The sequence below is a fragment of the Acuticoccus sp. genome, from assembly GCF_965213555.1.
Taxonomy (GTDB): domain Bacteria; phylum Pseudomonadota; class Alphaproteobacteria; order Rhizobiales; family Amorphaceae; genus Acuticoccus.
Window position 1 is genome coordinate 2,327,071 of record NZ_OZ243890.1, and the last position, 12,492, is coordinate 2,339,562.

Below are 12,492 nucleotides of genomic sequence, written 5' to 3' on the forward strand. Positions count from 1 at the left end.
AGCTCGCAGCGACCTGACCGACCGTCAGCTTGACCGAAGCTTGAGGGTTCAGCTTGGGAAGTGTGCGTCGAGCTCGGCGAGCTGCGCGTCGGTGAGCGCACGCACCGGGCGGCCCTCGGTGAGGAGGCGCAGCTTCGCGGTCTCCTCCAGCTCCTCGGCGATGGCGACGGCGTCCATGAGCGAGGTGCCGGCGACCACGGAGCCGTGGTTGGCGAGGAGCATCGCGTGGGCATGGGCGGCGCGGGTGCGCACCTCGTCGGCAAGGCGCATGTCGCCGGGCCGCACGTAGGGCACCAGCGGCAGGCGTCCGACCTTCATGCGGTGGTAGGCGGTGAGCGGCGGCAGCGCGTCGTCCGCGTCGGTTTCCGCGAGGATGGAGACGGCGACGGCGTGGGTCGAGTGCAGGTGCACCACGGCCCGCGTCGACGTCCGCTCGGCGTACATCGCGAGGTGGATGAACGTCTCCTTCGAGGGCTTGTCGCCCGAGACGAGGCCACCGTCCCGGTCGACCAGGCTGATGCGCGCCGGATCCAGCGCTCCCATGGACGAGTTGGTCGGCGTCACCAGCATCCCAGCGTCGGTGAGGACGGAGATGTTGCCCGTGGTGCCGTGGGCGTAGCCCCGCAAGTAAAGCATCGCCGCGAGGCGCACGACCTCCTCGCGGGCGGACGCCTCGGCACTCACGGGCGCACCACCTCCTCGAACCTGACGGTATCGAGGCCGAAGCCGAGCGTGAAGACGGCCGCATGCGCCGTCGGGAAGCCCTGGGTGAGGCCCGCGCCGGAGGCGTCGGAACCGGCGAACTCCAGCGCCAGCTCGTGGACCGCGGGGTTGTGGCCGATGAGCAGGACGCGCTGGCCCTGGGACCGGCGCAGGGCGTCGCGCAGGTCCGTCACGTCCGCGTCGTAGAGCGAGCGACGCAGGTGGATGATGCAGTCTCCGGGGAAGTGCGGCAGCGTCGCCGCGAGCGTGTCACGGGTCCGGCGTGAGGCCGACACGAGGATCGTCTCCGGAGCAAGGCCGCGCGCGGCGAGCGCCTTGGCCGTGGCGTCGGCCTCGCTCCAGCCGCGCTCGACGAGGGTGCGGTCGTAGTCGATCTTGCCCTCGCCCGCCTCCGCCTTGGCGTGGCGCATGAGGACGAAGTGGCGCATCAGCGCCGTGCCCGGTCCAGGAACGCCAGGCGCTCGAACAGGTGGACGTCCTGCTCGTTCTTGATGAGCGCGCCGTGCAGCGGCGGTAGGATCTTGCCGCGGTCCTTCTCGCGCACCACGGCGGGGTCGACGTCCTCCACCACGAGGAGCTTGATCCAGTCGAGCAGCTCGGACGTGGATGGTCGCTTCTTCAGCCCCGGCGCCTCGCGCAGCTCGAAGAAGGTCTCCAACGCCGCCCTCAGCAGCTCGCGCTTTAGGTTCGGGAAGTGCACTTCGACGATCCGCGCCAGCGTCTCGGCGTCCGGGAACTTGATGTAGTGGAAGAAGCAGCGCCGCAGGAACGCGTCCGGCAGCTCCTTCTCGTTGTTGGAGGTGATGATCAGCACAGGACGCTGGCGCGCTGCGACGTGCTCGCCGGTCTCGAGCACGGTGAACTCCATGCGGTCGAGCTCGAGCAGCAGGTCGTTGGGGAACTCGATGTCCGCCTTGTCCACCTCGTCGATGAGGAGAACGGGGCGCTCGGGCGCGGCGAACGCGTCCCACAGCTTGCCGGGACGGATGTAGTTCGCGACGTCCGACACCTTGGGGTCGCCGAGCTGGCTGTCGCGCAGCCGGGCGACGGCGTCGTACTCGTAGAGCCCCTCGCGCGCCTTGGTGGTGGACTTGATGTGCCACTCGATGAGGGGTGCGCCGAGCGCCTCGGCCACCTCGCGCGCGAGCACGGACTTGCCGGTGCCGGGCTCGCCCTTCACGAGGAGCGGACGCTCCAGCGATATGGCGGCGTTGACGGCCACCTGGAGGTCCTTCGTGGCGACGTAGGTGCTCGAGCCTTCAAAGCGCATGCCGACCTCCTGGGACCTTGAAGAGCGGGCCCGCATCGGCCGCAGCCGCAGCCTCGGGCGGCGCGCGCATCAGCGAGCGTGCGGCGGGCAAAGTCAAGGTGCGGCGGCGAGCTTCGCGTCGACCTTGCAGGCGGTGATGGGGCAGGGTTGGCGAAGCATTGCCGGCCGTTCCACATCGCACTCGCGCTCCGCTTGCATCGAACTCGTCGACGCAACGGCCCAAAGCCGTCGGGGTCACTTCCTTGCAATCCAAGGGCAACGGTGTATAGCGGCGGCGCGGGCTTGGGCGAGCGGGGCGCTGGGGTGGTCGACGACGAGATCCAAGAATACCGTCCCTCCGAGGACGAGCCGTTCATGAGCGAGCGGCAACGGGACTTCTTTCAGCGCAAGCTCCTCGACTGGCGGTCCGACATCCTGCGGGAGGCCAAGGGGACGCTGGAGCAACTCGCCGAGCGCGAGCGCAACCACCCAGACCTCGCCGACCGTGCGACCTCGGAGGCCGATCACGCCATCGAGCTGCGCGCCCGCGACCGCCAGCGCAAGCTGATCGCCAAGATCGACGCCGCGCTCGTGCGCATCGAGGACGGCTCCTACGGCTACTGCGAGGAGACGGGCGAGCCCATCGCGCTGCGCCGCCTCGACGCGCGTCCCATCGCGACGCTCTCCATCGAGGCGCAGGAGCGTCACGAGCGGCGCGAGCGCATCCACCGGGACGACTGACGCGCGGCGCTGCCGGCAGCAGGCGGGTTGGCGACGCCGCACGCAGCCAGCCCATCGGGCCGGCCCTACACACCAAGCCCCGGACGTTGGCCCCCCAGGGAGCGCCGGTTCGGGGCTCGTGCGCTTCGTGCCGTTCGCGAATCGTGCAAGATCGCTGCCATGCTCGGTGGCACCCTCCACTCACGCACTGCCCGTGCGGTCGATGCAAGCGCGCCGGCAACGGGCCGCTCGACAGCCGTTGCGCTCGCCTCGCTCTCCCTCGCGGCTGGCAACGTTGCACTCTCCGGCCCGCTTCCGCTCACAGTTGCAGCGTCGGCGCTGGCCCTCGTCGCGACCGGCGTCGGCGCGGTGCTTGCCTACGCCGAGCACCGAGGGGCGGACGGCGCAGCCAGCCCCATGGCGGTGACCACGCTCGCCGGTGGCCTCGTCGCCAGCAACGGCGCCTTCGCCGGGATGATGGCGGCGCAAGGCCTCGCCGCCCATCCTGACGCCTTGGCTGCGCGGCCCGACGCCGCCGTGGCGCTCTACGATGTGCGCCGTCGCGCTTGTGAGGCCGGTGCCGCGGAGGGGTTCGTCCCACACTCGCTGTTCGTGCGTGTGGAAAAGGTTGGCGAGCGCCTCATCCATACCTTTGAGGAGGTGGCTCGCCCGGCCGCGGTGCGCGTGGACGACGCCGCGGCCGCGCTCGTGGCCCTCGTCCCAGCCGCCGCCGCGGTCGCCCGCGAGGACGGTGCGATCCTGGCGTCCAACGCAGCATTTCGGTCCGTCGCTGCGGTCGGGACGACGTTTGCCGACGCGCTCGCGGTCGACCGCGCGACCGTCGGCCGGCTCGTCGCCGAGGCGCACAGGGCGGGCGCGAGCCGCGCCGAGGTCGTGGCGGCCGGCGCGTCGGAGCGTCGCATGCGCCTGGCCGCCAAGCCGTTCCCGGGTTCCGTGGACGCCGTCCTCGTATGCGTGTCCGACGTCACCGACCAGTCCGAGCTCGAGGCGCAGATCGCGCAGAGCCAGAAGATGCAGGCGATCGGCCAGCTCGCAGGGGGGATCGCCCACGACTTCAACAACGTGCTGACGGCGATCCTCGGCTTCTCGGACCTCCTCCTGCAAAACCACAGGCCGTCCGATCCGGCGTTTCGCGACATCATGAACATCAAGCAGAGCGCGCAGCGGGCGGCGGGCCTCGTCAAGCAGCTCCTCGCGTTCTCGCGCAGGCAGACGCTGCGTCCGACGGTCGTCAACCTGAATGACGTCCTCGCCGACCTGTCGATCATGCTCGACCGGCTCATCGGCGAGCCGATCAGGCTCGAGCTTAGCTATGGGCGTGACCTGTGGCCGGTGCTGGCCGACCAGTCGCAGCTGGAGCAGGTCGTCATCAACCTTGCCGTCAACGCGCGTGACGCGATGCAGGGCGGTGGACGGCTCACGATCCGCACGCGCAACGTCCCCGTCGGCGAGGTCGAGCTCGACGTCAGCGACGTCGGCGAGGGACCCCAGGGCGACGCCGTCCTCGTCGAGGTGGAGGACGTGGGCACCGGCATGCCGCAACACATCCTCGACAAGATCTTCGAGCCGTTCTTCACCACCAAGGCGACCGGGGAGGGGACGGGGCTCGGCCTGTCCACGGTCTACGGCATCGTGAAGCAGACCGGCGGGACGCTCACCGTCGCCAGCACGGAGGGGCACGGCACGAGGTTCCGTGTCTACCTGCCACGCGCCACCGAGCTGCGTCCCATCGGTGTGCGAAGTACGGAGCCACGTGCTGCCGACGCCGCCCGCGCCGGCAGTGCGCCCGAGCCGCCGGTGCATGCGGACGCGGTGGCATGGCCGGCCGCCTCCGACCTCACCGGCTCGGCGACCGTCCTCCTCGTCGAGGACGAGGAGGCGATCCGCACCTTCGCCGCGCGAGCGCTGACGGCCAAGGGCTACACCGTCCTGTCCGCCCCATCCGGCGTGGAGGCTGCGGAGATCTTCGAGGCGCAGGGCGACGAGGTGGATTTGTTGTTGACCGACGTCATCATGCCCGAACTCGACGGCCCCGGTCTTGTAAGACGGGTGCGTGCTGTGCGTCCCGACCTTCGCGTCCTCTTCATGTCGGGCTACGCCGACGGCGCGTCGGTGGACGAGCTCGGGGATGCTCCATTCCTCGCGAAGCCCTTCACGTTGAAGGCGCTCGCGGAGGCGGTGAAGGCCGAGCTCGCGCGATCGCCAGCCCGTTAACACAATTTTAAGTTATTGAACAGATTGCGAACGAGTTGGCGGTGTGTCAAGCTCGCGGAACCTCAGAGGCCCCAGCCACGATGAAGCGTAAGGGAAGCACGATGGCGCAGTCGGATCTACGCGTGGTTGAAGGTGGCTCGGTGGACAAGTCGAAGGCGCTCACCGCGGCGATCGCCCAGATCGAGCGGTCATTCGGCAAGGGCTCGATCATGAAGCTCGGCGCCGGGCAGACCATCGAGATCGAGACGGTGTCGACCGGCTCCTTGGGGCTCGACATCGCGCTCGGCATCGGCGGGCTGCCGAAGGGCCGCATCGTGGAGATCTACGGCCCTGAATCCTCGGGCAAGACGACGCTCGCGCTCCACACCATAGCCGAGGCGCAGAAGAAGGGCGGCATCTGCGCCTTCATCGACGCCGAGCACGCCCTCGACCCGACCTACGCGAGGAAGCTCGGCGTCCAGGTGGACGACCTCCTGATCTCCCAGCCGGACGCGGGCGAGCAGGCGCTCGAGATCGCCGACACGCTGGTGCGTTCCGCCGCGGTGGACGTTCTCGTCATCGACTCGGTGGCGGCGCTCACCCCGCGCGCCGAGCTCGAGGGGGAGATGGGCGATCAGCTCCCCGGGCTCCAGGCGCGCCTCATGAGCCAGGCGCTGAGGAAGCTCACCGGCTCGATCTCGCGCAGCCACACGATGGTGATCTTCATCAACCAGATCCGGATGAAGATCGGCGTCATGTTCGGCTCGCCGGAGACGACGACCGGCGGCAACGCACTGAAGTTCTACTCCTCCGTCCGGCTCGACATCCGCCGCATCGGCTCCATCAAGGACCGCGACGAGGTGGTGGGCAACCAGACCCGCGTGAAGGTGGTGAAGAACAAGCTGGCGCCGCCGTTCCGCGAGGTCGAGTTCGACATCATGTACGGTGAGGGCGTCTCGAAGCTCGGCGAGCTTCTCGACCTCGGCGTCAAGGCCGGGATCGTGGAGAAGTCCGGCGCCTGGTTCTCCTACGACAGCCAGCGGCTCGGCCAGGGACGGGAGAACTCCAAGCAGTTCCTGCGCGACAACCCTGAGATCGCGAACGCCATCGAGGCGGAGGTGCGCCGCGCCGCCGGCATCATCGCCGACCGCATCACCGGCGCGCCCGAGCCCGACGGCGACGCCGCCTCGCCGGACGAGCCGCCCGCGGACCTGTGACGGGGGGGCCTCGGCGCCCCGTCGTCGCGTCGGTGAGTGCTTCGCCTGGAACCGGGGCTGGTCCGGACCCATTTCTCCCGACGAGGAGACGTTATGGCCAGAACCATCTCGATGCGGCGACGGGACAAGGACGGCGCCTACTCCGCCGAGCCGTCCACCAAGGAGCTCGACAACCTCGCCCATTGGCTGGACTCCAAGTTCAGCCTGTTCGGCATCCGCTTCGGGCTCGACTCGATCCTTGGCATCGTCCCGGGCATCGGCGACGCGGCGGGCCTTGCGATCTCGGGCTACCTGATCGCCCAGGGCTATCGCATGGGGGCGCGCAAGCGCACGCTGGCGCGCATGGCCGCGAACGTCGCAGGTGACACCATCGTCGGCTCGATCCCGCTGGTTGGGACGGTGATCGACGTGTTCTGGAAGGCGAACAACGCCAACATGCGTCTATTGAAGAAGGACCTCGCGCGCACCGGCGCCATTCGCCGCCGCTGACGACGGCCCTCCCCCGGGCGTCGTCTCGAAGTGGCGGCGCCGCGCGGTGGACGTCGTGGACGCGTGTCGTCCGTCAGGCGGCGCGCTCCATCGCCGCTGCGATGGCGGCGAGCGCGGCGTTGGCCTTCTCCGCGTCGGGGCCACCGGCCTGCGCCATGTCCCTGCGGCCGCCGCCGCCCTTGCCGCCCAGCGCCTCGCTGCCCGCTTGGACCAAAGTGACCGCGTCGAAGCGCGCCGCAAGGTCCGCTGAGACCGTCACGACGACGCTGGCGCGCCCGTCCGCGCGTCCGACGATCGCGACCACCGCGGAGCCTGCCGCCTCGCGCGCCTCGTCGGCGAGGCCCTTCAGCGCCTTGCCCGGCAACCCGTCGACCACGCGGCCGACGAAGTTGACGCCCGCCACCTGACGGGCGGCGTCGTCCTGCGCGGGGCCGGCGAGGGCGAGCTCGCGGCGGGCGTCCTGCAGCTCGCGTTCCAGGCGGCGGCGCTCCTCCATCAGCGCCTCGACGCGCTCCGCCGCCTCGTCCGGCGCGACGCGCAGCGCGCCTGCGACCCGGCGCAGCCGCGCGCGGGCGGCGATGAGGTGCTGGCGCGCCGCCTCGCCGGTCAGCGCCTCGATGCGCCGCACGCCCGCAGCAACGGCGGCCTCCTCGGTCACGACGATGACGCCGACGTCGCCGGTCCGCGCGACGTGGGTGCCGCCGCACAGCTCAACGGAGAAGCGGGGCGTGGCGGGCCCGGCGTGGGTTGCAGCGACGCCGGGATCGGTCTGCACCGACACGTCGTCCGCGCCGCCGTCGCGCCCCATGGCGACGACGCGCACCTCCTCGCCGTACTTCTCGCCGAACAGCGCGCGGGCGCCCGACGTCATCGCCTCGTCGATGGCCATGACGCGCGTCTCGACCTCGTCGTTCTGCCGCACGCGCGCGTTCGCCTCGCGTTCCACGGCTTCGACCTCCGACGCGCTCATCGGCGAGTGGTGGGCGAAGTCGAAGCGCAGGCGGTCCGGCGCGACGAGCGAGCCCTTCTGAGCGACATGATCGCCGAGCGTGCGGCGCAGGCACTCGTGCAGCAGGTGGGTCGCCGAGTGGTTGGCGCGGATCCTGTCGCGGCGCTCCGCGTCCACCTCGAGCGTCAGCGGCGCGCCGGGCTCGAGCGTCCCCGCCTCCAGTCGGCCCCGGTGGACGAACACGTCGCCGGCGGCCTTCACGGTGTCCTCGACGGCGAAGCGGACGCCGTCGGCGAACGCGAGCCCGCTGTCGCCCACCTGGCCGCCGGACTGCGCGTAGAACGGCGTCTGGTTGAACACGAGGTCCGCCGCCTGGCCAGCGTCGAGCCGGTCGAGCTCGGCGCCGCCGGCCACGATGGCGGCGAGCGTCGCCGCCGCGCGGGTGGTCGAGTAGCCGAGGAACTCGGTGGCGCCGACCCCGTCGGCGACGGCGAACCAGACGCGCTCGTCCGCCGCCTCGCCGGAGCCCGCCCATGATGCCCGAGCCTCGGCGCGCTGGGCCGCCATCGCCGCATCGAAGCCGGCACGCTCCACGGCGAGGCCGCGAGGGCGCAGCGCATCCTCGGTAAGGTCGTAGGGAAAGCCGTAGGTGTCGTAGAGCTTGAACGCCGTCGCGCCGGGAAGCGCCTCGCCCGCCTCAAGCCCCGCAGTAGCCTCCTCGAGCAGCGACAGCCCACGCGCCAAGGTCCGCCCGAACCTCTCCTCCTCGGCGCGCACGGTCTCCGCGATCAGCCGCTCGGCGCGGTGCAGCTCGGGGTAAGCGGCGCCCATCTCCCCGGTGAGCGTCGGCACGAGCGCGTGGAGGACCGGATGCGCGGAGCCAAGCATGTTCGCGTGGCGCATGGCCCGGCGCATGACGCGGCGCAGCACGTAGCCGCGCCCCTCGTTGGCAGGCAGCACCCCGTCGGCGATGAGGAAGCCCGTGGCGCGCAGGTGGTCGGCGATGACCTTGAACGAGGCGCGCGACGCACCCTCGGCGCGAACGCCGATGGCATCCTCGGCGGCGCCGATCAGCGCGCGGAACAGGTCGATGTCGTAGTTGTCGTGGACGCCCTGCAGGATGGTGGCGATGCGCTCGAGCCCCATGCCGGTGTCGACGCACGGGCGCGGCAGGTCGACGCGCTCGCCGGGCCGCTGCTCGTACTGCATGAAGACGAGGTTCCAGATCTCGATGAACCTGTCGCCGTCCTCGTCCGGCGAGCCGGGCGGGCCGCCGGGGATCGCCTCGCCGTGGTCGTAGAAGATCTCCGAGCACGGGCCGCACGGCCCGGTGTCGCCCATGCGCCAGAAGTTGTCGTCCGTGGCGATGCGAATGATCCGCCCGTCCGGTAGTCCGGCGACCTTCCTCCACAGCGCGGCAGCCTCCTCGTCGTCGGCGTAGACGGTGACAAGCAGGCGGTCGCGGTCGAGGCCGAACTCCTTCGTCACAAGCCGCCACGCCAGCTCGATCGCGCGCTCCTTGAAGTAGTCGCCGAACGAGAAGTTGCCGAGCATCTCGAAGAACGTGTGGTGCCGCGCCGTGTAGCCGACGTTCTCGAGGTCGTTGTGCTTGCCGCCGGCACGGACGCACTTCTGGCTCGACACCGCGCGGCTGTACGACCGCTGCTCCGCGCCGGTGAAGACGTTCTTGAACTGCACCATGCCGGAGTTGGTGAAGAGCAGCGACGGGTCGTTGCGCGGAACGAGCGGGCTCGACGGCACGACCTCATGGCCCTCGGCCGCGAAGCTCTCCAGGAACGTCGCGCGAATGTCGTTGACGCCGTTCACGGCTCCATCCCCTAGCTCGGTCCGCCCATCAGGTAGCGGCGGCCTCGCCCCTTGTCGACGGCACAGGCCATCCGCGCGAGGCCTCGCGGTTCTGCCGCCGCGCCAGCGCGTGCCCAGCGACGGCGCCACGCGGGCCTTGCGCATCCGGGGTGCCCATGCATTGTAACGCCAAGCGAAAACAACGGTGCGGTGGGGAAGACGTGGGGAGGTGTGACGCGTCCGGCGCAGTAGGCTGGCGGCGCTGCGACTCGCAGCCGCCGACCCCAGGCGCCCAGCTGGGAGCGTGGCGTTGACCGACGCCGTCCTCGAGGCGCGCGGGCTGACGAAGTCGTTCGGCGGCTTCCTCGCCGTGAAGGACGTCGACCTCACCGTGCGGCGGCACACGATCCACGCGCTGATCGGGCCCAACGGCGCTGGTAAGAGCACGGTGTTCAACCTCATCACCAAGTTCTTGATGCCGACGTCCGGGACGATCCGGCTCAATGGACGCGACATCACCGCCATGAAGCCGGCCTCGCTCGCGAGGCGGGGCATGGTTCGCTCGTTCCAAATCTCGTCGGTGTTCCCGCACCTCACCTGCGCGCAGAACGTGCGCGTGGCGCTGCAGCGCCAGCGCAACGATTCGTTCTACTTCTGGCGCTCCGAGCAGGTGCTCGAAGAGCATGACGACGAGGTCGACGAGATCCTCGAGAGCGTCGGGCTGATGGGCGTCCACGACACCCTCGCGGTGGAGCTGCCCTACGGCCGCAAGCGCCTCCTCGAGCTTGCGACGACCCTCGCCCTGAAGCCCGAGGTCCTCCTGTTCGACGAGCCGATGGCGGGCATGTCCACGGCCGACATCCAGCGCGTGGTGGACCTCGTGCGCAAGGCCGCCAAGGGCCGCACGGTCCTGATGGTCGAGCACAACATGGGCGTGGTGGCGGACCTGTCCGACACGATCACGGTGCTGCAGCGCGGGCAGGTCCTCGCCGAGGGTCCCTACGCGGAGGTCTCGAAGGACCCCGAGGTGATCTCCGCCTACATGGGCAGCCAGCCGTGAGGGCGGCCGCGGCGGTGCCGCTCCTCAAGGTCGAGGACCTGCACGCTTGGTACGGCGAGAGCCACATCCTCCACGGGATGGACTTCGAGGTCCGCGCCGGCGAGGTGGTGACGCTCATCGGTCGCAACGGCGCAGGCAAGACGACGACCCTTCGCGCCATCATGGGGATGGTACGGGCGCGCACGGGCTCAGTGGTGTTCGACGGGACCGAGACCGTCGACATGCCGGCGAACCGCGTGGCGCGCCTGGGGCTCGCGTTCTGCCCCGAGGAGCGCGGCATCTTCTCGAGCCTGTCGGTGACGGAGAACCTCACGCTGCCGCCGGTGATCGCCGACGGCGGGATGGAGCTCGCCGAGGTCTACGACCTCTTCCCGATCCTGCAGGAGCGCGGTCGCAGCCAGGGCACCAAGCTGTCGGGCGGTGAGCAGCAGATGCTCGCCATCGCACGCATCCTGCGCACCGGGGCGAAGCTCCTCCTCCTCGACGAGCCGACGGAGGGGCTCGCTCCGGTCATCGTGGAGCAGATCGGCCGCACCATCGCCGAGTTGCGCCGTCGCAACTTCACAATCCTGCTCGTGGAGCAGAACTTCCGCTTCGCCTCCTCGGTGGCGGACCGGCACTACGTCGTGGAGCACGGCAACGTCATCGACGAGTTCGCCAACGAGACGATCGAGGCGAACCGCGCCAAGCTGACCCAGTACCTCGGCGTCTGAGCGCGTCGAAGCAACGACAACGAAAGAGCGTGAGGGAGACCATGATGATGAGGACGACGCTACTTGCTGGCGCCGCGGCGCTGGCGATGACCGCCGGGGCGCAGGCGCAGTACTCCAACGACGGTGTGACGATCGGTGTCCTCACCGACATGTCCGGCGTCTACGCCGACATCGGCGGGCAGGGCTCTGTGGCGGTGGCCGAGATGGCCGTGGAGGACTTCGGCGGCACGCTGAACGGCCAGCCGATCCGCATCGTCTCGGCCGACCACCAGAACAAGGCCGACGTCGCCGCGAACATCTCGCGGCAGTGGATCGACACCGACGGCGTCGATGCCATCTTCGACGTGCTCAACTCGGCCGCTGCGCTCGCCGTGCAGGAGGTGGCAAGCGAGAAGAACGTCGCGCACCTCAACTCCGGCGCGGCGACGTCGGCGCTCACCAACGAGGCGTGCTCGCCGACCGGCATCCACTACGTCTACGATACCTTTGCGCTCGCCCAGGGCACCGGCCGTGCGCTGGTGCAGGAGGGCGGCACGAGTTGGTTCTTCATCACCGCCGACTACGCCTTCGGTCACTCCCTGGAGGAGAACACCTCCGAGGCGGTGAGGGAGGCGGGCGGCGAGGTCGTCGGCACCGTTCGCGCGCCCTTCCCGAACCAGGACTTCTCCTCCTTCCTCCTGCAGGCGCAGGCGTCCGGCGCCGACGTGATCGGCCTCGCCAACGCCGGCGGAGACACGATCAACACGATCAAGCAGGCGCAGGAGTTCGGCATCACCCAGGCGGGACAGCGCCTTGCTGGCCTCTTGATCTTCATCACTGACATCCACGCGCTCGGTCTTGAGACCACCCAGGGCCTCACCATCACCACCGGGTGGTATTGGGACCTCAACGACGAAACGCGTGCGTTTGCCGAGCGCTTTGCCGAGCGCATGAACGGTCAGAAGCCGTCCATGGTGCAGGCTGGCGTCTACTCAAGCGTGATGAACTACCTTCAGGCGGCCCAGGACGCTGGCACGGACGGCGGCGAGGCGGTCGTCGACCAGATGAAGACGATGACCATCAACGACGTCTTCGCTCAGAACGGTAAGATCCGCGAGGACGGCCTGCACCAGCACGACATGTACCTGGCGCAGATCAAGTCGCCGGACGAGTCGAGCGGCGACTGGGACTACTACAACATCCTGCGCACGATCCCGGGCGAGGAGGCGTTCCAAGCGCTCGAGGACGTGAACTGCCCGCTGCTCAACAACACCTAGGGCGGCTGAGCGGACGCGATGCCGCTCATGGGATGCGACCGCGGCGTCGACGCCGCGGTCGGCGCGGATGATGCCGCGGTCTTCTACGGGCAACAA

General features: G+C 69.8%; 11 protein-coding genes. 7 read left to right on the top strand and 4 right to left on the bottom strand.

Translation table 11 applies throughout. The annotated features are described in order from the left end of the window. Positions 1-48: 48 nt before the first annotated feature. Genes otnC through ACOOE8_RS11035 form a run of 3 tightly spaced genes read right to left on the bottom strand, consistent with a single transcriptional unit; the run spans position 49 to position 1,993 of the window. Complete coding sequence (gene otnC / locus ACOOE8_RS11025) at positions 49-684, bottom strand: 3-oxo-tetronate 4-phosphate decarboxylase (RefSeq protein ID WP_420391527.1); 636 nt, start codon at positions 682-684, stop codon at positions 49-51. After that, entirely contained in the window at positions 681-1,151 is a 471-nt protein-coding gene (locus ACOOE8_RS11030; protein ID WP_420391528.1) for a SixA phosphatase family protein, read from the bottom strand. Before ACOOE8_RS11030 ends, otnC begins: the two co-directional genes overlap by 4 nt. Beyond that, positions 1,151-1,993, bottom strand: a complete 843-nt coding sequence (locus ACOOE8_RS11035) for an AAA family ATPase (protein WP_420391529.1) — start codon at positions 1,991-1,993, stop codon at positions 1,151-1,153. Before ACOOE8_RS11035 ends, ACOOE8_RS11030 begins: the two co-directional genes overlap by 1 nt. Before the next feature lie 354 nt (positions 1,994-2,347). Between ACOOE8_RS11035 and dksA the strand changes: the two genes are divergently transcribed. From dksA to ACOOE8_RS11055, 4 genes are all read left to right on the top strand, one after another. Next, positions 2,348-2,713: an RNA polymerase-binding protein DksA gene (gene dksA, locus ACOOE8_RS11040; protein ID WP_420394686.1), complete on the top strand. Its 366-nt coding sequence runs from the start codon at positions 2,348-2,350 to the stop codon at positions 2,711-2,713. Positions 2,714-2,872: 159 nt separating this feature from the next. Further along, positions 2,873-4,927, top strand: a complete 2,055-nt coding sequence (locus tag ACOOE8_RS11045) for an ATP-binding protein (RefSeq protein WP_420391530.1) — start codon at positions 2,873-2,875, stop codon at positions 4,925-4,927. Positions 4,928-5,028: 101 nt separating this feature from the next. Then, entirely contained in the window at positions 5,029-6,123 is a 1,095-nt protein-coding gene (gene recA, locus ACOOE8_RS11050; RefSeq protein WP_420391531.1) for a recombinase RecA, read from the top strand. Positions 6,124-6,216: 93 nt separating this feature from the next. Next, positions 6,217-6,612 carry a DUF4112 domain-containing protein gene (locus ACOOE8_RS11055; RefSeq protein ID WP_420391532.1) on the top strand — a complete coding sequence of 132 codons (396 nt, stop codon included), beginning with the start codon at positions 6,217-6,219 and terminating at the stop codon, positions 6,610-6,612. Positions 6,613-6,685: 73 nt separating this feature from the next. Here the strand turns inward: ACOOE8_RS11055 and alaS are convergent, their stop codons facing one another. Further along, on the bottom strand, positions 6,686-9,388 hold the full coding sequence (gene alaS, locus ACOOE8_RS11060) for an alanine--tRNA ligase (RefSeq protein ID WP_420391533.1): 2,703 nt from the start codon (positions 9,386-9,388) through the stop codon (positions 6,686-6,688). A 283-nt stretch (positions 9,389-9,671) separates the two neighbouring features. Between alaS and ACOOE8_RS11065 the strand changes: the two genes are divergently transcribed. Genes ACOOE8_RS11065 through ACOOE8_RS11075 form a run of 3 tightly spaced genes read left to right on the top strand, consistent with a single transcriptional unit; the run spans position 9,672 to position 12,396 of the window. Continuing rightward, positions 9,672-10,427, top strand: a complete 756-nt coding sequence (locus tag ACOOE8_RS11065; protein WP_420391534.1) for an ABC transporter ATP-binding protein — start codon at positions 9,672-9,674, stop codon at positions 10,425-10,427. Next, complete coding sequence (locus ACOOE8_RS11070; RefSeq protein ID WP_420391535.1) at positions 10,424-11,140, top strand: ABC transporter ATP-binding protein; 717 nt, start codon at positions 10,424-10,426, stop codon at positions 11,138-11,140. The genes ACOOE8_RS11065 and ACOOE8_RS11070 overlap by 4 nt, the downstream gene beginning before the upstream one ends. Before the next feature lie 29 nt (positions 11,141-11,169). Continuing rightward, on the top strand, positions 11,170-12,396 hold the full coding sequence (locus ACOOE8_RS11075; RefSeq protein ID WP_420391536.1) for an ABC transporter substrate-binding protein: 1,227 nt from the start codon (positions 11,170-11,172) through the stop codon (positions 12,394-12,396). Positions 12,397-12,492: the final 96 nt, after the last annotated feature.